Below are 19,204 nucleotides of genomic sequence, written 5' to 3' on the forward strand. Positions count from 1 at the left end.
TTGTTTTGCGTTGAAGCGATTGGACATTAACGCCAAGACGCTTTAACGCGAAAAAGGAGCAAGGGGAAAAAAGAAAGGATTTCCAACCGGTGAAATCCTTTGACCTGGGAAAGCTCCCTTTGTGTGTATTCTAACATAAAACCATAGGGGTGACAAGCTCGAAAATCAAGGGGACGGCTCTTGTTTCATGAACCAGAGGGAGCATGGAAAGGAGCCTTTTCCTGATGATAGGCTTCGGAGCGGGCTGTGATAAAATCGATTAGGTCCATGGGAACCGATTCCTGGCAGAGCAAAAGGAACGGCCAGGTATAGGGCGGCCGGCCGATATAAAATCCTTGGACCTGGGAGCGAAAATCGCTCTTTTTTAAAATGGATTCGGGAATCAAGGTAAGCATGTTTTTATTCACCACCAGTTGAAGCGCTGTATTGTAATTAAACACGCTGACGATTTCCCGTGGTTTGAGACAATAGCTCTCCAAAATGTGTTGGGCAACCATATGGATCCGCTGCTGTTCATTTAGCACCACCATTCCCTGACGCTCTATTTCATCCAGGCAAAGAAAAGGATAGGAGGAAGCGTCCGATGTATTGTTGTCTTTTAGCCTGGACAGATCGGGGTGCCTTTGGGAGGCAATCATTAAAATGGGCTCTCGTTCCAGTTCAACAAAGCGGGCTGACGGTTTTTGCAGAGGAGCGTTTAAGATACAAACGTCCAGCTTTTTTTCGTAAAAAAGCCGTTCCAGCAGGTAAGAATATTCCAGTTTGATTTCTAATTCGAAATCCGGAAAATGTGATTCTGCCTCAGGAAGTATCTGGGAGTAGAGATACAGTCCTCTTTCCGGAGCGATGCCGATCCGTATCTTTTTTTTAAAAGGCGCCGTGGTCCGCTGGATTTGCCTCAGCATTTTTTGCTCCAGCTCCTGGATCTGCTTTAAATATTGGAGGTATCGTTCCCCCTGCGGGGTCAGGCGTATGGGCAAGGTCTTTCTGTTGAAGATGGAAAATCCCAGTTCCCGCTCGACCAGATTCAGAATCCGGCTTAAGGCCGGTTGGGATATATAGAGCTGCTCGGAGGCCTTCGAAATACTTTTTAGTTCGTCTATCTTCAAAATATAGTGCGCATATTTTAATTCTCTCACGGAAATTCCCCCTTTGCACCTATAACAAAAATGGTATATCCGGCTATATCGGTTTTGGCATTGGCACTTTTTATTGGATTATTATACAATTACATTGTAGATATTGCAATATCCAAATTTTATTTCTGTAATTTTCTGAATGATTAAAACGATACAATTCGTTATTTGGAAAGGAGCTGTTTTGTGAATCAGATAGAGCGAGTAGAACGGGCGCTTCAACGCAAGAAGCCGGATCGTATCCCCTTTTCCTTTTGGACTCATATGGCGGGGGTCGATCTGGACGCAGAGGCGCTGGCCGACAAAACATATGAATTCTGCCGGGAATATGATCTGGATTTCATCAAGACCATGAACAACGGAATGTATTCGGTGGAGGATTATGGATGCAGCCTGGATCAAAGTCAGGTTGCCGCCGGCGGGGTGACAAAGATTTCTTCAACTCCGATTCAAAGCGTGTCGGACTGGTCAAAAATCAAAACATTAAGCCTGAATCAAGGGGCACTGCGGCGGGAACTTCGTTCCTTGGATTTTCTGGTAAAGAAAACCAAAGGAAGAATCCCTATTGTATTTACGATCATGAGCCCGATGACCACAGCGGAAAAGCTTTCGAGGGGAACGGTGTTACAAGATCTGAAAGCCGGGAGAGAAGCGGATATTTTACCCGCGCTGGAGGCAATCACCGAAACCACCTGCCGGCTGGCGGAAGAGGGAATCCGGCGGGGGGCCGCAGGGATCTTTTTTGCATCCGACATGTGTTTTTACGGGGAAAAGGACGAGGCATTTTGCGAGAAGTACGAAAAACCCTTTGATCTTCAAATCCTGAAAGCCGCTTCGGGAGGTTGGTTTAACGCCCTTCATGCCCACGGAGACCAGATTCTATTTTCTTTGCTGAAAGACTATCCGGTGCAGGCGTTCAACTGGCATGTCGGCGAGTCTCTTCCAGACATCGATGAGGCGGCGGACGTTTTAACCGGCGGGCTGATGGGCGGGTTAAACCGAACGGATGTGACCCAGGGAAACCGGACGGCTCTGTTTCATCAGATCTACCGGATGCTGAAGGAAACCAAAGGGCGAGGCTGTCTGGTGACTCCAGGCTGTGTGGTCCGCCGTCCCTATGCCCCAGAAACCATTCACTTTATACGTAAGGCGCTTAGTCAGCTGGAACAACAGATGATCGTACAGGAGGAAAGCGTATGACAGAAAAAGAATATGTGGCCGGAAGGGCCCGAAAATTTATTGCATGGATGAAAGAACAAAAGCTGGATGCCGCGGTTATTTCCCGGCCAGAGGATATCTTTTATTTCAGCCGTTTTAATCCGATTATTGCGAGCAAACCGCCCTATTTTATCTTTACTGCGGAAGGGCGGGCCTGTCTTCTGACCCAGAGCCTGCGTCTGAACCATGCCAGAGAGGAAAGCGCAGTAACGGATATTCAAGGCTATGGCGTTTGGGGCGATATCCCCATTCTGGACGGGGATCCCATCGGGGCCATAGCAAAGATCATCGGGGCAAAGAACGGTAAAATCCGCCTTGGCGTGGAGTACGGAGCGTTAAACCTGCTGACTTATCGGAAACTGACGGACGCCATTCCGGTTGGCGAGACGGTGGATGTGTCCGGGCAGGTGGAAAAAATGAAGCAGATTAAAGATATTTATGAGATCGGACATATCCGCAAAGCTTCTGCTCTGGCGGACGTCTGTGCGGATACCATGCGTAAAGAGCTGGCCGCCGGGGAAACGGAAGCGGCTGTGTGTGTGAAAGGTCATTACGCCATGAAGAAATACTGGCTGACGCATTTTCCGGAAGAAGAAATCGCTGGCTTCTCCGAGGGAGGAATTCTGGACGCTTTAATGTGTTGGTGCAACTCAGGATCCCGCATTGCCTTTGCCTGCGACTGTCCGAAACCGCAGCTACCGAAAAAAGGAGAGCTGGTTGTCTCTTACATCTGGGGAAAGATTTCCGGTTATCATTCCGAGGTGGAGCGCACCTATTTTACGGGACGGCTGGACGCTCTAAGGGAGCGGGCGGTGGCAACGGTGCAGGAGTCCCGCACGGCCATGCTGGCGGCGTTGAAACCTGGAATCACTTTTGGGGAGCTGTTTGAAGTAGGATGCGAGGCCTACCGGCGACATGATCTGGAGCAGATGATACCAGGCAGTTTCGGCCACGGCATCGGACTTTCGGCCCATGAATCTCTCGGAATCGGCAAAAATCGCAGGGAAGTGATACAGCCGAACATGGTATTTACCGTGGAGCCGGGACTTACCTCCTTAGAGTGGGGCGGAGGCCGCATATCGGAGACGGTTCTGGCTACGGAGGATGGATATGAACTGTTGACCAAAGCGGACGCTTCCATCTGTTCCGTCCGTGAATGACGTCGGGGAGTTGTGGGAGAACGGAAGAAAATCTGTAGAAGAGAAAGGAGAACATATGAGTAGAGAGACAAGACGGGAAAAAAATTGGCTGGACCGAGCTTTGACGCGGATTGAAATCGCAGGAAATAAAATCCCCGACCCAATGATCCTGTTTTTGGGGCTGGCGGTTGCCGTGGTACTTCTCTCTTTTCTGCTGTCCAAGCTGGGCGTTACGGCGGTCCACCCTGTCACCCAGGATGTGGTGGAGGTAAATAATCTGCTGTCCGTCAGCGGACTGGTGAATTTTATCAGCGGAGCCACAAATACTTTTTCCACTTTCACCACAATGACAGTGGTTCTGGTGGCCATGCTGGGCGTAGGTATCTGTGATTCTTCCGGATTTTTCGGCGTTGCCCTCCATTCCTCCATGGCGAAAATCAGAGGATCACGGATTAAGACCACTATTATTTTTGCCTTTATCTGCGTAATGGCTGATTTTACCGGAGGGACCGGTTTTGTGGTGATGCCGCCTCTTGCCGCCATCATTTTTGCCTCCTTGGGGCGAAACCCTTTGGCAGGAATGCTGTGTGCCTACGCCTCGGTGTCCGGCGGGTTTTGTGCGAATTTGTTGATTCAGTCCATGGATATCCTGAACAGCAGCTATACGCAGCAGGCCATTGACTTGATCGGATTTGACCTTACGGTATCCCCGGCTATGAATTATTATTTTGCGGCGGCGGCTACTTTTGTTCTGACTGCGGCGTCTGCCTTTGTTACGCTGAAAATCGTGGAGCCGCGCCTCCCTTACAAACCGGAAAAATTGGCGGAACGCACCGATATCGGTCCGGGAGAGAAAAAGGCCATGAAATACGCACTGATTGCCTTTGGTGTATTTATCCTTTTCCTTTGTGCCGGCGCAATCCCTTCCAACGGATTTCTGCGGGATGCAGAGGGAGCGGCCCTGAGTTCCTCCGCGCCACTGATGAAAGGATTAACTTTTCTGATCGGTTTGATGTTTTTTATTCCGGGAGCCATCTACGGCCGCAAATCCGGGACTTTTAAAAACAGCAAAGACATCATCAATGCTCTGGGGAAGGCAATGGCAGATATGGGGCCTTATATTGCTCTTTGTTTTGTGATTTCTCAGTTTCTGGGATTGTTTAGCGCCTCCAATCTAGGTATTATCCTCGCGGTGAATGGGGCGCAATGGCTGGAGAGTGCGAATTTTCCGATTGCGGTGACGCTGATCCTGTTCGTTCTTTTCTGCGGGATTTTAAACCTGTTCATGGGTTCAGCCTCTGCCAAATGGGCGATCCTGGCCCCGGTGTTCATTCCGATGTTCCTTTTATTGGGGTACCATCCGGCTTTGATTCAAATCGCCTACCGGATCGGCGACGCTTGTACGAATCCGATCAGTCCTTCCTTGGCCTATTTCGGAATCCTGCTGGCCAATGCGAAAAAGTACGATAAGAACGCGGGAATGGGTACCTTGATGGCGAATATGCTGCCGTACACGATTTCCTTTACGGTGCTGATGATTCTCCAACTTTTGGTCTTTTATTTTTTCAAGCTTCCGCTGGGACCCGGCGCGCCGATCCTTCTTCCGTAAGAAAGAGCCTGGAAATGACGAAAAAACGTTGTTTTCCAGGCTTTCTTAATGGGGTGAAAAGATGTCTTGCCTGAATGGCGGTAGCTCATAAAGAAACAAGCATCAAAACTATGTAAATGGAACCATTAAAAGTCTTAAAACCGGGAATACAGAGATTGCAGCTTGTATGATTCAAAAGTTTACGGGAGGCGACTTATTTCAGATAGAGCCTATCCAGGAATACTCCAAAGATTATAACGGTATCGCACAGGCACAGGCGGATCAACGGCGGGATGCCAGACCAGAGTTGAAGCGATACCCTGAAAGCATAGACTCCTATGACACGATTTATTTGGGGTTCCCAAACTATTGGAGTGCCATGCCGAAGGCAGTCTTTACCTTTCTGGAACATCTTGGTTTTTTAAGGAAAGATTATCCGGCCCTTTTGCACCCATGAGGGCAGCAAAATGGGAGGCAGCGAAAAAGATATTCGCCGAATTTGTCCCAATGCCAGTGTGGAAAAAGGTCTGGCAATTCATGGGGGCGGTGTGGCAAATGCTGAGCCGGAAATTCTGGCATGGCTTAAACATTTTAACCATAAAGGAAATATGACCTGAACTTTGAAAGGAGCACAAGAAAATGATTTTAATAAAACTTATACGCTTTCAAATGGCGTGACGATTCCGAAGCTGGGCTTGGGAACTTGGCTTATTTCAGATGATACCGTGGCCGACGCTGTTCGTGAGGCAGTCAACATCGGATACCGGCATATTGATACGGCACAGGTTTATGAAAATGAGCGTGGCGTGAGTTAGGGAATCCGCACCTGCGGCGTTTTGCGGGAGGAACTGTTCATAACCACAAAGCTAGCTATCGAAGCCAAAACCTATGAGGAAGCTGCCGCTGCAATCAACGGTTCATTGGAAAAGCTGGGACTTGACTACATTGATCTCATGCTCATTCACAGTCCTCCGCCGTGGGCGGATTTCCGGGGCAGTGATTATTCACAGGGAAACCGAGAGGCATGGAGAGCGCTGGAAGATGCCTACAAAGCCGGAAAACTCCGGGCAATCGGTGTATCTGATTTTAATGAGGCAGATCTTGAAAATATCCTTGCCTCTTGTTCTGTAGCCCCGATGGTAAATCAGCTTCTGGTTCATATCGGTAATACTCCGAACGCTTTGATGGCCGATTGCCGCAGCAAGGATATTTTGGTAGAGGCATATTCTCCGGTGGCGCATGGTGAGATTTTGAAACATTCCGAGGTAGCAGCAATAGCGGAGAAATACGGCGTATCCATTCCTCAGCTTTGTATCAAATATGATTTTCCGGAGGGCAGTGCCGCAGGAGATGTGTTTTACAATATCTCTTTCGGACAATCCCCTTATTATAAGCATCAGGGCTGGCTGTCAGGGCGAGTGACAACAGATGATAACTTTACCTTTGGCAAGAAAGGAGAATTGACTGAATGGCAGAGAAAAAAGATTTGAGTGTACTTCCGCAGTTTTTAAAACCGGAAGTGACGGAACGTGCGGCAGAGCATTTCAAAGATGGCGTGTTTGAATTTGGTTTTGATACCGAGGAACATATCGCCGTGGAGGGCAACACGGTTTCCGCAACACCATCTTCTTTATGGATGACGGATTCTCAGGAACGAGTTTTCAAAGACCCGGATTTCAGAAAATGATGAAATATGTGGAGGACTATTCTGTTTCCACTCTGATTGTCAAAGACCTGTCCCGGCCTATGATGTCCGCTTTATCGCAATCAATGATAATGTGGACAGCGCCAAAGGAGAGAATGATTTTGCCGTTTTCAAAAATGTGTTCGAGAACAAAGGTTGTTAGTGTAGGGTATGAGAAAAGCACAAGAAGTCCAGTAACCATGCGGGGTGTGGGCATACGGCTTTTAGCGGCAAAGACAAATTGGCAAGCAAAAGCGAAAAGGAATAAACCGAAAAGCGCTGAGGGCTGATGGTACAAGCCATTGGCGCTTTGCCTATCTTTTTCGCACGGTTCATGGTAGAATAAACATAGAAAATGACAGAAAAGAGGCATGCAGATGAGTAACGAATTAATACAACCTCAGAATACCGAAATTATCATGTATCAGACGGAAGATGGTCTGACAAAAATAGATGTTCAGATGAGCGATGAAACCGTCTGGCTCACCAGGGAACAAATGGCCGAACTGTTTCAAAGAGATAGAAGTGTGATTGGAAAGCATATAAAAAACATTTTTGATGAGGGTGAATTGCGGAAGGAATCAGTATGGGCAAAATTTGCCCATACTGCCGAAGACGGCAAGGTCTATCAGGTGGATTACTATAATCTGGATGTCATTATTTCCGTTGGATACAGAGTAAAATCCCTGCGCGGCACGCAGTTCCGTATATGGGCAAATTCTGTACTCAAGGAATATTTGATCAAGGGCTTTGTCATGAATGATGAGCTTCTGAAAAAAGCAGGCGGTGGCAATTACTTTGATGAGCTACTCGAGCGTATCAGGGATATCCGGTCTTCGGAAAAAGTATTTTGGAGGAAAGTGCTTGATATTTATGCGACTAGCATGGATTATGATCCCCGAATGGAAGCATCTGTTTTATTTTTCAAAACAGTTCAGAACAAAATGCACTGGGCCGCTCACGGTCAGACGGCGGCAGAAAAAATATATTTTAGTGCGGACAGCTCTAAACCCAATATGGGACTGTACTCTTTTAGCGGAAGTCATCCGACACAAGCGGATGCTTTGGTAGCGAAAAACTATTGCAATCAGGAAGAACTAGAAGCACTCAACGGGATCGTTTCCGCCTACCTTGAATTTGCCGAGATGCAGGCAAGACGTCATATACCGATGTATATGAAAGACTGGATCGAAACTCTGGATGGATTTTTGAAGCTATCTAAGCATGAAATTCTTACGGGAGCAGGACGAATTAGCGCTGTGATGGCGGAGAAAAAAGCAAAGGAAGAATACCATAAATTCAGATCATTACAAGATAGCCAGCTTGCAAAATCAGATAAAGATTTTATAGCCGCGTTAGAAATTGCGGAAAAGGCATTGACCGAAAATGAAACGGATAAAGAATTATGATCAAGGAGAAAAGCACTTATAAAGTCGGTATTTATGCCAGAATCAGTAAAGACAACGGGTGCACCGAAATATCCGAAAGCATTGAAAACCAGAAAGAGTCATTAAAGAGCTATGCAGAAAGCAGGCGTTGGTCGGTTATCAAATATTATGTGGATAGAGGTTGCTTAGGGACAAATTTTGAGCGGCCGCCCTGCAGGAGATGCTGGCTGATGCAAAGGAAGATCTCATTGATTTAATTCTTGTAAAAGATTTGAGCAGGCTTGGCAGGAATCATTTATTGGTAGGTGCTTTGATTGAAACGATACTCCCGGAAATGAACTGTCGTTTTATTGCGCTACCTGATCCGGAGACCGTTTCCATTGTCAAGCGTATTTTTCATATGAGATGTATGGGCAACAGCTTTCGCAGTATTGCCGCAGCGCTCAATCAGGAGGGGATTCCCTCGCCAAGAACTCTTTACTATCAGCAGCTGAAGAAAAAAAATATTTTTTTCTAAAAAGTGGTTGACATTTTTCGAATCCTTGTCTATAATACATTTTGTTCGCGGCTCACAAGAGCACAGCAACATGGTTCCTTGGTCAAGCGGTTAAGACGCCGCCCTCTCACGGCGGAAACAGGGGTTCGATTCCCCTAGGGACTATTTAGCCACAAAAGATTTTATCTTTTGTGGCTTTTTATTTGATAGGAAATTCCTTTGGAATTTCCTATCAAATAAAAAGAACGCTCCGCTATGGATGCACAGGGTCTGCCCCTTAGGGTACGCAAATGCAGATGAAAAAGCCAGAGACATGGGAAACAGGTCTCCGGTTTTTTAAAGAATCAGGAAACGAAAAAACAGCCTCCCGCATGAGAAGCTGTTTTCCTCGAATCGAATTCGATTTCGTCGAGGCGACAGGATTTGAACCTGCGACCTCTGCGTCCCGAACGCAGCGCTCTACCAAGCTGAGCCACACCTCGAAACCTCTGCTATTATATCTAGTCCAAAAGAATTTGTCAAGCAAAATTTTTATCTTTTTTAAAAAAATTCAAAAAAGCCTTGAAATCCGCAGGGAAGGGTGTTATACTGCCATATGGTAAATGTTGAATAGTAATAAGGTAGAAGAGTGGACGCGAGTCCACTCTTTGAACGTATTAAGGAAGAAATTTCGGAAAGGGGCGCAGGATTTGGCGAAAAGGGAAGATTACGAGCGGAAGACGGAGGAACTGCTTACACCCATACTGGAGGCGAACGGCTTCGAGCTGGTGGATGTTGAATTTGTAAAGGAGGGAAGCAGCCGATATCTGCGGGCCTATATCGACAAACCCGGCGGAATCACGATCGACGACTGCGAGCTGGTAAGCCGGAGTTTGAGCGATGTGCTGGATGAAAAAGACTTTATTGAAGAAGCATATATATTGGAAGTCAGCTCTCCGGGGCTGGGACGTCCGCTGAAAAAGGAGAGAGACTTTGCCCGCAGCATCGGCGAAGAGGTGGAGATCCGTTGTTTCCGGCAGGTGGACGGGGAAAAAGAGTTTACCGGTATCCTGACTGATTACGATGCGAAGACCGTCACAATACAGGAAAATGAAGAGACCAAGCGGACCTTGGAGCGGTCGAATATCGCCCTGATCCGCCTGGCGTTTGACTTTTAAAGGAGGAATAAGGAAAAATGAATAAGGAATTACTGGAGGCTCTGAATATACTGGAGAAGGAAAAGGACATCAGCAAAGACACGTTGCTGGAGGCCATTGAAACTTCCCTGCTGACGGCCTGCAAAAACCACTTTGGAAAGGCGGACAATATCAAGGTTCACATGGATCCGGAAACCTGCGACTATGAATTGTACGCAGAAAAGGAAGTGGTGGAGCTTGTCGAAGATCCGGTGCTTCAGATCAGCCTGGAGGATGCCAGAAAGCTAAGCGGCACCTACAGCGTCGGCGATATTGTGCGTCAGGACATCAAGTCCAAGGAATTCGGCCGGATCGCCACCCAGAATGCCAAAAATGTGATCCTCCAAAAAATCCGTGAGGAAGAGCGCAAGGTTGTGTTCGACCAGTTCTACGCCAAAGAACGGGAAGTTGTGACCGGTATTGTTCAGCGCTATATTGGAAGAAATATCAGCGTGAATCTTGGCAAGGCCGACGCCATGCTCAATGAAAACGAACAGGTCCGCGGCGAGGTCTACGAGCCGACCGAGAGAATCAAGGTCTTTATTCTGGAAGTAAAGGATACCACCAGAGGCCCCAGGATTCTGGTGTCCCGGACGCATCCGGAGCTGGTCAAACGTCTGTTTGAAGCCGAGGTGGCGGAGATCCAGGAGGGAATCGTGGAGATCAAGGCGATTTCCAGAGAAGCCGGTTCCCGGACCAAGATGGCGGTTTGGTCAAATGATCCGAACGTAGATCCGGTCGGAGCCTGCGTCGGTGTCAACGGCAGCCGTGTGAACTCTGTGGTGGATGAGCTGCGGGGCGAAAAGATCGATATCATCAACTGGAGCGATAATTCCGCCGAGCTGATTGAGAATGCGTTGAGTCCGGCGAAAGTCATCTGTGTCCTGGCCGACGACGATGAGCGAACCGCACAGGTGGTGGTTCCCGACTATCAGCTGTCTCTTGCTATCGGTAAGGTTGGGCAGAACGCCCGTCTGGCGGCCCGCCTGACCGGATATAAGATCGATATCAAGAGTGAGACGCAGGCCAGGGAGAGCGGTCTCTTTGAGGAGATCGGGTACATCGAAGATTATTACGAGGAAGGCGGAGAGGACGAAGGAACCCCCGAAAGTTTCGAGAATCCAGAAACCGCCGGACTGGAATACGAGGATGTTCCGGAGGCATATGATTTCGATGATGCGTTTCAGCCGGAGGAGATCCCGGAGCCGGACGAAGAGAGATAGGAAGTGAGTGCGTGGGTACAATTCGGAAACAGCCCCAGCGGGCCTGCATTGGCTGCGGGGAAATGAAAGATAAAAAGAAGCTGATTCGCGTGGTAAAAACGCCGGAAGGCGAGTTCGTTCTGGATACAACCGGAAAAAAGAACGGGCGCGGCGCTTACCTTTGCCCCTCGGAAGAATGTCTGGAAAAGGCAATCAAGACCAAAGGTCTGGACCGGTCCTTTAAGATGGCGGTGCCGAAGGAGGTCTACGACAGGCTGAGAGAGGAGTGGAACGCTCTTGCATCAAAATAAGGCAATGTCCTATTTAGGCCTGGCGGCCAGAGCCAGGCATATCGAAAGCGGAGAATTCTGTACCGAGCGGGCCGTAAAAAGCGGCAAAGCAAAGCTGGTTCTCGTGGCCGAGGATGCTTCGGCAAATACAAAAAAAGCGTTCCGCGACATGTGCGCCTATTATCACACGGATCTGCTGATTTTTGGAGATAAGGAAAGCCTGGGCCACGCCATCGGCAGAGGAGCCAGAGCATCTCTGGCCGTGCTGGATGAGGGCTTGGCAAAAGCGGTGAAGGAGCAGTTGACAGACAGGAATCAAGATGGAGGTAGTGAGCATGGAGAATGATTTGAATAAAGAGGAATTGATAAAAGAACCAAAGAACACTCCGGAAAAGGCCGGAGAGGGAGAACCGAAAAAGAAAAAGATTACGGCGGTGTTCCGGAAACAAAACAGTACCCAGAACAGTTTAAAATCCCGTCCGAACGGAGGCGCGCCGAGACGTTCTTCTGCGAAACCGGCAGCGGATCGGGCAGCGAAGACGGATTCGGAAAAAGCAGGAAAGCCGGCTGCGAAACCGGCCAGGCCCGCCGCGAAGCCTGCGGCTGAGAGACCTGCGCCGCGTCCCGCCGCTAAGCCAGCGGCTCCCGCGGCAAAGTCAGAAGTTAAGGCGGAGACTAAGCCGGTGGAGACGGCTCCCGCAGCGAAAACTGTGGAGGAGAAGGCGCCGGAAGTGAAAACGGCCGCCCCTCGTTTTGTGGATATGGAAAAAGTAAGGGAGGCGGACCGCGCCGCGTCCCGTGCGGCGGCCGCAGCCAGAAACCGGAGCAATGAGCGCCGGAACGGAAGCCGCAGCGGAAATAATACCGGGGACCGCCCGCAGGGAGGCTACCGTGGGAGCAATACCGGGGACCGCCCGCAGGGAGGCTACCGCGGAAATAATACCGGGGACCGTCCCCAGGGAGGCTACCGCGGAAATAATACGGGAGACCGGCCGCAGGGAGGCTACCGCGGAAACAATACCGGGGACCGTCCCCAGGGAGGCTACCGCGGAAATAATACGGGAGACCGTCCCCAGGGAGGTTACCGCGGAAATAATACGGGAGACCGTCCCCAGGGCAGCCGTGGACCGGCAGGCGGAAGACCGGCCGGAGCCGGAGACCGTCCCCGCACCGGCGGAGCGGAGTTCGGCGGAATGGCGAAACCCAGCGCCAAGAGCCCGAAGAGCACCAATACCAAGGGGAACAGCCGCTATGATAAGAAGAACAGTGATGAGCTGAGACGGCCCGGCGGAAAGCAGGTTTCCAGCAAGGATCTGTCGAGACCCGCGCGGCCGCAGAGACAGGAGCCGGTGGAGCCTGAGATCAAAATGATCACCCTTCCGGATAAACTGACGATCCGCGAGCTGGCAGACAAGATGAAGATTCAGCCTTCCGCGATTGTGAAAAAGCTTTTCCTTTCCGGCAAGATTGTGACGGTAAACCAGGAAATTGACTATGAGACCGCAGCAGATATTGCGGTGGAATTCGATGTCCTGACGGAGCAGGAAGTGAAGATCGATGTGATCGAAGAGCTGCTGAAGGATACCACAGAGGATCCGGAGACCGCCCTGAAGTCCCGCCCGCCGGTTGTCTGCGTGATGGGTCACGTAGACCATGGTAAAACTTCTCTGCTGGACGCCATCCGGAAGACCAATGTGATCGCGAAGGAAGCCGGCGGCATTACCCAGCACATCGGCGCCTATGTGGTGGAGATAGGCGGCGAGAAGATTACCTTCTTAGATACGCCCGGACATGAAGCCTTTACGGCAATGCGAATGCGCGGCGCAAAGTCCACGGATATTGCGATTCTGGTTGTGGCCGCGGATGACGGCGTGATGCCTCAGACCATCGAGGCTATCAACCATGCCAAGGCGGCCGGCGTGGAGATCATTGTCGCGATCAATAAGATTGATAAGCCCGGCGCCAATGTGGAGCGGGTGAAGCAGGAACTGGCGGAGCATGAGATCGTGTCCGAGGACTGGGGCGGAAAGCATATTTTCGTGCCGGTATCGGCAAAGACCGGCGAAGGCATTGACACTCTGCTGGAGATGATTCTGCTGGCGGCGGAACTGCGCGAATTGAAGGCAAATCCCGACCGGAATGCCCGCGGCCTGATCATTGAGGCCCAGCTGGATAAGGGCAAAGGCCCGGTGGCTACGGTTCTGGTCCAGAAGGGAACGCTGCATGTCGGAGACACCGTGGCGGCGGGACCTTGCTTTGGTAAAGTCCGCGCAATGATGGACGACAAGGGACGCCGGGTCAAGGAAGCGACGCCCAGCGTGCCGGTGGAAATTCTCGGCCTGAACGACGTTCCCAATGCCGGAGAGGTATTTGTGGCCACTGACAGCGAGAAGGAAGCCCGCACCTATGCCGAGACCTTTGTGGCGGAAGGCAAGAAGAACCTGCTGGACGACACCAAGGGCAAGCTTTCCCTGGACGATTTGTTCTCCCAGATCAAGGCCGGCAATGTAAAAGAACTGAACCTGGTGATTAAGGCAGACGTACAGGGATCTGTGGAAGCAGTGAAGCAGAGCCTGGTGAAGCTCTCCAACGAGGAGGTCGTGGTAAAGGTGATCCACGGCGGTGTCGGTACGATCAACGAGTCCGATGTCTCCCTGGCAGCCGTATCCAATGCGATCATCATTGGCTTCAACGTCCGTATGGATGCAGCGGCCAAGGCGACCGCAGACCGCGAGCAGGTGGATGTCCGCCTGTACAAGGTCATCTATCAGGCCATTGAGGATATGGAGGCAGCAATGAAGGGCATGCTGGATCCGATCTTCGAGGAGCAGGTGATCGGCCACGGTATTGTGCGTCAGACCTTCAAGGCGTCCGGAATCGGAACCATTGCCGGCGCGTTCATTCTCGACGGCAAGTTCGTGAGAAACTGCAGCTGCCGGGTCAGCCGCGACGGCGAGCAGATCTACGACGGCCCGCTGGTTTCCCTGAAGCGGTTTAAAGACGATGTAAAGGAAGTGGCCACCGGTTATGAGTGTGGTCTGGTGTTTGATAAATTCAATGATTTGAAGGAGGACGATTCCATCGAGGCTTATATGATGGTGGAGGTTCCCCGCACCTGATTTCCGAAGCAGACGGCTCTGTGAAATCCGGTGTACAAAGCAGAAGCAAGGAGCAAGAATGAGAAAAAATAGTATCAAAAATATCCGTATCAACGGAGAGGTTCAAAAAGAGCTGAGCAACATCATCCGGGGCGAGGTAAAGGATCCGCGGATTCATCCGCTGACCAGCGTCACCTCGGTGATCGTGGCTCCGGATCTGAAGACCTGCAAAGCCTTTATCAGTGTGCTGGGCGATGAAGCTCAGGCTGCGGATACGCTGGCTGGTCTTCGGAGCGCCGAGGGCTTTATCCGGAGCCAGCTGGCCCGGAACCTGAACCTGAGAAATACACCGGAAATCCGGTTTATTCTGGATGAATCCATCGCATATGGCGTGGAGATGTCGAGGAAGATCGATGAACTGACGGGAGGCAAGGATGAGACGGATTGAGGAGGTACTGGACGGGGCGGAGAAAATCTGCATCACCGGCCATATCCACCCGGACGGGGACTGTGTCGGTTCCTGTCTGGGACTGTACAATTATATCCGTGAAGTCCGCCCGGATCTGAGTGTGACGGTATATCTGGAGCCGTTCTCCGAGAACTTTTTGTTTCTCCGGGGAGCGGACCGGGTGGACCACACGTACCCGGATGCCGGGCCGGCCGATGTGTGCCTGGCCCTCGACTGCGGGGACAAGGAGCGCCTCGGCGCGTCCGGAAAATATTGGGATGCGGCAAAGCGAAAGGTCTGCATTGATCATCATGTGACCAATACAGCGTTTGGAGATATCAATCAGGTTTGTCCGAAAGCCAGTTCAACCAGTGAAGTACTCTTTGAGCTGATGGAAGAGGAGCGGATCACCAAGGAGACGGCCGAGTGCCTCTATCTCGGGATCGTCCACGACACCGGGGTTTTCAAACATTCCAATACGGCCGGGCGGACCATGGCGATAGCCGGAAAGTTACTGGAAAAGGGCGTTTCTTCTTCCTATATTATTGATGAAACATTTTATAAGAAGACGTTTCCCCAGAACAAGGCTCTGGGCCGCGCGCTGGCATCCGCCAGACTTTTACTGGATGGAAAATTTATCGCCGGAGCCGTGACAGCGGACGACCTGAGAGAACTGGGACTGCTGCCGCGGGAGCTGGACGGGATTGTCGATCAGCTTCGTGTGACTTCCGGCGTATGCGCCGCTGCGTTTTTGTATGAAACCGGAGAAGCCGGACAGGAATGGAAGGTCAGTCTGCGCGCCAATGACGGCGTGGATGTCAGCCGGATCGCAACGCTCTTTGGCGGCGGCGGGCATGTGAAGGCAGCCGGCTGCACGATGCACGGAGAGTGGAGTGAAATTGCCGGGCAGCTTGCCCGTCTGGTCGAAAAACAACTGTGACGGATGAATCGAATATGGATGGAGTTATTAATATATATAAGGAAAAGGGATTCACGTCCCATGACGTTGTGGCAAAGCTCCGCGGCATTCTGAAACAGAAAAAGATTGGACATACTGGCACGCTGGACCCGGATGCGGTCGGCGTGCTTCCGGTTTGTCTGGGGAAAGCGACAAAGCTTTGCGATATGCTGACGGATACAACCAAAGAATATCGAACCGTGCTGCGTCTGGGAGCGGAGACCGATACCCAGGATATGACCGGGACGGTTTTAGCCGAGCGGCCGGTGAACTGCACGCTGGAACAAGTCAGAGAGACAGTTTTCTCTTTTCTTGGCCCCTACGAGCAGATTCCGCCGATGTATTCCGCTTTGAAAGTGAACGGGCAGAAACTTTGTGATCTGGCCCGGCAGGGGAAAACCGTGGAGCGGAGATCCCGTGCGGTGGAGATCTTTTCCATCGAGGTTCACCGGTTGGAGCTGCCCCATGTAGAAATGACGGTATCGTGCTCCAAGGGCACCTATATCCGCACTCTGTGCCATGACATCGGACAGGCCCTGGGCTGCGGCGGAGCCATGGAAGAGCTGATCCGCACCCGCTCCGGCCGGTTCCGGCTGGAAGAAGCGCTGACCCTTAGCCAGGTGGAGGAACTGCGGGATGCCGGGACATTGCCGGAAAAGATCCTGCCGGTGGAGCGGATGTTTGATCACTTGCCGGAGTACCGCTGCGAGGAAGCTCAGGAGAAGGTTTTGAGGAATGGGAACCCTCTGCAAATCTGCGGCGGCTCTTTGGAAGCCGGGGAGTATCGGGTCTGGGATTCCTTTGGGAATTTTGTGGGGATCTACCGCTATCTTCCGGAGGAGGGGGTTTTAAAGCCCCGAAAACTGTTTTTTGTTTCATAAGAAATTCCTTTGGAATTCCCTATGAAACAAAAACGCTCCGCACACACTTTGGTCTTTAAACAGAGAATATAAACCAGCGGATTAGGGAGAAAATGGTGAAATACATTCATGATACCACGGATTTTCGGCTGGAAAATCCTTCGATTGTAACGTTGGGAAAATTTGACGGTTTCCATCAGGGCCACCGAAAACTGCTGCGCCGCGCAGCGAAACTCAAACAAAAGGGAGAAGACTTGGTTGTATTTACCTTTGCGATTTCTCCTCAGAGCTATTTGTCGGGGCGAACAGGGGACTGCCTGACCACTAGAATGGAAAAGATACGTCTGGCCGAATCCTTGGGAGCCGGCGTTTTGATTGAATATCCTTTTACCGACCAGGTCAGGCGCATGGCGCCTCTGGATTTTCTGGAAAATGTCCTGACCGGCCAGTGCCGTGCTTCGGAGATCGTGGTCGGGCCGGACTGCCATTTTGGCTACGGAGGCCGCGGAAACGTGGGGCTGCTTCAGGAAATGGCAGGCGCGTTCGGCTACTCTTTGACGGTGGTGGAAAAAGAGCTTTACCACGAGGAGGCAGTCAGCAGTTCCCGGATTAAGGATTGCCTCCGGCAGGGACAGATTCGGGAGGCCAACCGGATGCTGGGCTATTGCTACGGTGTCCGCGGGCCGGTGGTTCACGGAAAGCGCCTGGGACGGACGCTGGGCGTTCCAACCATCAATCAATGCGCTCCCGAAGAACAGCTGATGCCGAAGTCCGGCGTCTATCTGGCGCGAATCTCGATTGTCGGGGGGATCTATTTCGGCGTGGCCAATGTGGGCCGGAAACCGACTATCGACGGGGAGCGGCCGGTGGGGGTGGAAACCTATTTGTTTGACTTTTCCAGGGATGTTTACGGAGAAGAAGCCAGAGTGGAATTTCTGGAATTTTTAAGGCCGGAGAAAAAATTTTCGTCGGTGGAAGAATTAAAGGGTCAGATCCTTTCCGACGAGCAGGAAGCAAAGCGGATCTTGGAATCTCTTGGAAAAAATAAATTGGGAGGTTGACAAAGGGAAGGATACCTGTTATCATTGGTATGTAACAAATGTAACAAATCTGTAATAAATGAGCTGGGGGTGTGAATTTGACTCGGCGAGGAAAAAAACAGCTGGGAGTCTTAATTACCTTAAGTGCCTGTTTGGCGGCCGGACAGATTGTCCTGGCGGCGGACAAGCCTGCCAATGAAAATTCTCTGGTCATCGGCGGAGCCGCTGCAGTGATCAGCGGTTACACCGGCGATACGGCCGGAACAAACCATACAAAAGCGGAGAGTCAGCCGCAGACACAGCCGGCGCCAACCGTACCGGAAAAGCAGGCGCAGGGCCAGAAATTGGCGATTGTCGGCGTGGCGGAGAAACAAGTGACCACGGAACCGGAGACGGAACCTCAGACTGAGCCGGAGACGGAAGCGGCGCAGCCGGCAGAGACGGCGGCTCCCGAAACCACGGCGGCGCCGGAGACATCGGCCCCGGAGACAACCGCAGCGCCTGAGACGGCGGCGGAACCGGTGGACACGGAGGAACAGCAGCGCCAGGCAGCAGTGGACAAGTATGAAAAACTTGGTTTGGCGGACGCCGGATATTCTTATCTGAATGTGCGGGAAGAAGCCGGTACCAGCGGCAAGATCATCGGCAAGATGCTGAATAACTATGCCTGCGAGATATTGGACACTGTAGAGAAGGATGACGGATATTGGTACAAGATCAAATCCGGATCCATCGAAGGTTATGTCTATGCCGACTATATCCTGACCGGAGACGATGCGAGACAGCAGGGCAAAGAAGCCGCGGAAAAGCGGGCCTTGATTTTGACCGACACACTGAATGTCCGTTCGGAGCCGAATACCGAATCTGCGATCTGGACCCAGGTGGATAACCATGAACAGTTTGACGTGGTTCAGGAGCTGGACGGCTGGTATGAGATCGAGCTGGACAGTTCCACCGGATATATCGTCAGCGATCCTTCCCTTGTCAGCGTACGCTATACGCTGAACACGGCGATTCACTTTACGCCGGAGGAGGAAGAAGAGAAGAAAGAGCAGTCCCTGAGAAGCCAGATCGTAAACTATGCGATGCAGTTCTTAGGAAACCGGTACGTGTGGGGCGGCGAGAGCCTGACCAACGGCGTGGATTGCTCCGGATTTACGATGAAGGTTTACGAGCACTTCGGCATTTATATGAGCCACTATACCGGTTCACAAGCCCAGGAAGGAAAGAAGATCAGCTTCTCGAATTTGAAGAAGGGTGATTTGATCTTCTATGCAAAGAACGGAACCATCAACCATGTCGCCATGTATATCGGCGACGGGCAGGTAATCCAGGCCAGAAGCAAGCGCCGCGGAATTACGATCACCGAGTGGGATTACCGGACGCCGGTGAAGGCCGTAACGTTCTTGGACGATTGATCTTTTGAAGGAAAAATGATATTGAAATGATGAAACACGCCGCCCGGCCAATGATGACCGTGCGGC

19 protein-coding genes, 2 tRNA genes and 3 pseudogenes are annotated in these 19,204 nt (G+C 51.2%); 22 read left to right on the forward strand and 2 right to left on the reverse strand.

Annotation, left to right across the window (positions count from 1 at the left end; all coding sequences use genetic code 11):
* Positions 1 to 185: 185 nt before the first annotated feature.
* Positions 186 to 1,139 carry a LysR family transcriptional regulator gene (locus MUB23_RS09995; protein ID WP_244800346.1) on the reverse strand — a complete coding sequence of 318 codons (954 nt, stop codon included), beginning with the start codon at positions 1,137 to 1,139 and terminating at the stop codon, positions 186 to 188.
* Positions 1,140 to 1,322: 183 nt separating this feature from the next.
* Here MUB23_RS09995 and MUB23_RS10000 point away from each other — a divergent pair, with 183 nt between their 5' ends.
* The 12 genes and pseudogenes from MUB23_RS10000 (at position 1,323) to MUB23_RS10050 (ending at position 8,814) form a co-directional block, all read left to right on the forward strand.
* Positions 1,323 to 2,336 carry a uroporphyrinogen decarboxylase family protein gene (locus MUB23_RS10000; RefSeq protein WP_244800347.1) on the forward strand — a complete coding sequence of 338 codons (1,014 nt, stop codon included), beginning with the start codon at positions 1,323 to 1,325 and terminating at the stop codon, positions 2,334 to 2,336.
* Positions 2,333 to 3,514, forward strand: a complete 1,182-nt coding sequence (locus tag MUB23_RS10005; RefSeq protein ID WP_244800348.1) for a M24 family metallopeptidase — start codon at positions 2,333 to 2,335, stop codon at positions 3,512 to 3,514. Before MUB23_RS10000 ends, MUB23_RS10005 begins: the two co-directional genes overlap by 4 nt.
* A 55-nt stretch (positions 3,515 to 3,569) precedes the next feature.
* Entirely contained in the window at positions 3,570 to 5,102 is a 1,533-nt protein-coding gene (locus MUB23_RS10010) for an AbgT family transporter (protein ID WP_244800349.1), read from the forward strand.
* Positions 5,103 to 5,268: 166 nt separating this feature from the next.
* The gene (locus MUB23_RS20010; protein WP_334302787.1) at positions 5,269 to 5,538 is read left to right on the forward strand and encodes a flavodoxin; all 270 of its coding nucleotides are present in this window, start codon (positions 5,269 to 5,271) and stop codon (positions 5,536 to 5,538) included.
* Between the two features lie 10 nt (positions 5,539 to 5,548).
* On the forward strand, positions 5,549 to 5,698 hold the full coding sequence (locus tag MUB23_RS19820) for a hypothetical protein (RefSeq protein WP_330641848.1): 150 nt from the start codon (positions 5,549 to 5,551) through the stop codon (positions 5,696 to 5,698).
* A 57-nt stretch (positions 5,699 to 5,755) separates the two neighbouring features.
* Positions 5,756 to 6,571: pseudogene (locus tag MUB23_RS10020) on the forward strand (aldo/keto reductase).
* Complete coding sequence (locus tag MUB23_RS10025) at positions 6,550 to 6,768, forward strand: hypothetical protein (protein WP_244800350.1); 219 nt, start codon at positions 6,550 to 6,552, stop codon at positions 6,766 to 6,768. Before MUB23_RS10020 ends, MUB23_RS10025 begins: the two are co-directional and overlap by 22 nt.
* Positions 6,714 to 6,910, forward strand: a pseudogene (locus tag MUB23_RS20105) (recombinase family protein); the annotation flags it as partial. The gene MUB23_RS10025 and the pseudogene MUB23_RS20105, both read left to right, overlap by 55 nt.
* A 226-nt stretch (positions 6,911 to 7,136) precedes the next feature.
* Positions 7,137 to 8,174 carry a virulence RhuM family protein gene (locus MUB23_RS10035; protein ID WP_244800351.1) on the forward strand — a complete coding sequence of 346 codons (1,038 nt, stop codon included), beginning with the start codon at positions 7,137 to 7,139 and terminating at the stop codon, positions 8,172 to 8,174.
* A pseudogene (locus tag MUB23_RS19830) lies at positions 8,171 to 8,460 on the forward strand (recombinase family protein); the annotation flags it as partial. The gene MUB23_RS10035 and the pseudogene MUB23_RS19830, both read left to right, overlap by 4 nt.
* Before the next feature lie 27 nt (positions 8,461 to 8,487).
* Positions 8,488 to 8,670, forward strand: coding sequence for a recombinase family protein (locus tag MUB23_RS19835; RefSeq protein ID WP_330641885.1), 183 nt, complete (start codon positions 8,488 to 8,490; stop codon positions 8,668 to 8,670).
* A 72-nt stretch (positions 8,671 to 8,742) separates the two neighbouring features.
* Positions 8,743 to 8,814, forward strand: a tRNA-Glu gene (locus MUB23_RS10050).
* 243 nt (positions 8,815 to 9,057) lie between these two features.
* Here the strand turns inward: MUB23_RS10050 and MUB23_RS10055 are convergent.
* Positions 9,058 to 9,131: transfer RNA gene (locus MUB23_RS10055), tRNA-Pro, on the reverse strand.
* Between the two features lie 207 nt (positions 9,132 to 9,338).
* Here MUB23_RS10055 and rimP point away from each other — a divergent pair.
* The 10 genes from rimP to MUB23_RS10105 all read left to right on the forward strand — a co-directional run bounded on the left by rimP (position 9,339) and on the right by MUB23_RS10105 (position 19,138).
* Positions 9,339 to 9,806, forward strand: coding sequence for a ribosome maturation factor RimP (rimP, locus tag MUB23_RS10060; RefSeq protein WP_244800352.1), 468 nt, complete (start codon positions 9,339 to 9,341; stop codon positions 9,804 to 9,806).
* Positions 9,807 to 9,823: 17 nt separating this feature from the next.
* Positions 9,824 to 11,047, forward strand: a complete 1,224-nt coding sequence (nusA, locus tag MUB23_RS10065; protein WP_244800353.1) for a transcription termination factor NusA — start codon at positions 9,824 to 9,826, stop codon at positions 11,045 to 11,047.
* Positions 11,048 to 11,058: 11 nt separating this feature from the next.
* The gene (gene rnpM, locus MUB23_RS10070) at positions 11,059 to 11,337 is read left to right on the forward strand and encodes an RNase P modulator RnpM (RefSeq protein ID WP_244800354.1); all 279 of its coding nucleotides are present in this window, start codon (positions 11,059 to 11,061) and stop codon (positions 11,335 to 11,337) included.
* Complete coding sequence (locus tag MUB23_RS10075; RefSeq protein WP_244800355.1) at positions 11,324 to 11,662, forward strand: L7Ae/L30e/S12e/Gadd45 family ribosomal protein; 339 nt, start codon at positions 11,324 to 11,326, stop codon at positions 11,660 to 11,662. The genes rnpM and MUB23_RS10075 overlap by 14 nt, the downstream gene beginning before the upstream one ends.
* Complete coding sequence (infB, locus tag MUB23_RS10080; RefSeq protein ID WP_244800356.1) at positions 11,652 to 14,435, forward strand: translation initiation factor IF-2; 2,784 nt, start codon at positions 11,652 to 11,654, stop codon at positions 14,433 to 14,435. The genes MUB23_RS10075 and infB overlap by 11 nt, the downstream gene beginning before the upstream one ends.
* Positions 14,436 to 14,493: 58 nt before the next feature.
* Positions 14,494 to 14,862: a 30S ribosome-binding factor RbfA gene (gene rbfA / locus MUB23_RS10085; protein ID WP_244800357.1), complete on the forward strand. Its 369-nt coding sequence runs from the start codon at positions 14,494 to 14,496 to the stop codon at positions 14,860 to 14,862.
* The gene (locus MUB23_RS10090) at positions 14,849 to 15,802 is read left to right on the forward strand and encodes a DHH family phosphoesterase (RefSeq protein WP_244800358.1); all 954 of its coding nucleotides are present in this window, start codon (positions 14,849 to 14,851) and stop codon (positions 15,800 to 15,802) included. Before rbfA ends, MUB23_RS10090 begins: the two co-directional genes overlap by 14 nt.
* 14 nt (positions 15,803 to 15,816) lie before the next feature.
* Positions 15,817 to 16,701 (forward strand): tRNA pseudouridine(55) synthase TruB, encoded by an 885-nt coding sequence (truB, locus tag MUB23_RS10095; protein ID WP_244800359.1) that lies wholly within the window; start codon positions 15,817 to 15,819, stop codon positions 16,699 to 16,701.
* Between the two features lie 95 nt (positions 16,702 to 16,796).
* A complete protein-coding gene (locus tag MUB23_RS10100; RefSeq protein ID WP_244800360.1) occupies positions 16,797 to 17,741 on the forward strand; it encodes a bifunctional riboflavin kinase/FAD synthetase in 945 nt (314 codons plus the stop codon).
* 77 nt (positions 17,742 to 17,818) lie between these two features.
* A complete protein-coding gene (locus MUB23_RS10105; RefSeq protein ID WP_244800361.1) occupies positions 17,819 to 19,138 on the forward strand; it encodes an SH3 domain-containing protein in 1,320 nt (439 codons plus the stop codon).
* Positions 19,139 to 19,204 lie beyond the last annotated feature (66 nt).

The organism is Cuneatibacter sp. NSJ-177 (assembly GCF_022867805.1).
Classification (GTDB): Bacteria; Bacillota; Clostridia; order Lachnospirales; family Lachnospiraceae; genus Pseudolachnospira.

Coding starts and splice junctions, on each gene's coding strand:
- MUB23_RS10010 (WP_244800349.1), top strand. CDS start 3,570: ATGAGTAGAGAGACAAGACGGGAAAAAAATTGGCTGGACCGAGCTTTG.
- truB (WP_244800359.1), top strand. CDS start 15,817: ATGGATGGAGTTATTAATATATATAAGGAAAAGGGATTCACGTCCCAT.
- MUB23_RS19820 (WP_330641848.1), top strand. CDS start 5,549: ATGGGAGGCAGCGAAAAAGATATTCGCCGAATTTGTCCCAATGCCAGT.
- MUB23_RS19835 (WP_330641885.1), top strand. CDS start 8,488: ATGAACTGTCGTTTTATTGCGCTACCTGATCCGGAGACCGTTTCCATT.
- MUB23_RS10025 (WP_244800350.1), top strand. CDS start 6,550: ATGGCAGAGAAAAAAGATTTGAGTGTACTTCCGCAGTTTTTAAAACCG.
- MUB23_RS10035 (WP_244800351.1), top strand. CDS start 7,137: ATGCAGATGAGTAACGAATTAATACAACCTCAGAATACCGAAATTATC.
- nusA (WP_244800353.1), top strand. CDS start 9,824: ATGAATAAGGAATTACTGGAGGCTCTGAATATACTGGAGAAGGAAAAG.
- rbfA (WP_244800357.1), top strand. CDS start 14,494: ATGAGAAAAAATAGTATCAAAAATATCCGTATCAACGGAGAGGTTCAA.
- MUB23_RS20010 (WP_334302787.1), top strand. CDS start 5,269: ATGATTCAAAAGTTTACGGGAGGCGACTTATTTCAGATAGAGCCTATC.
- MUB23_RS10090 (WP_244800358.1), top strand. CDS start 14,849: ATGAGACGGATTGAGGAGGTACTGGACGGGGCGGAGAAAATCTGCATC.
- infB (WP_244800356.1), top strand. CDS start 11,652: ATGGAGAATGATTTGAATAAAGAGGAATTGATAAAAGAACCAAAGAAC.
- MUB23_RS10005 (WP_244800348.1), top strand. CDS start 2,333: ATGACAGAAAAAGAATATGTGGCCGGAAGGGCCCGAAAATTTATTGCA.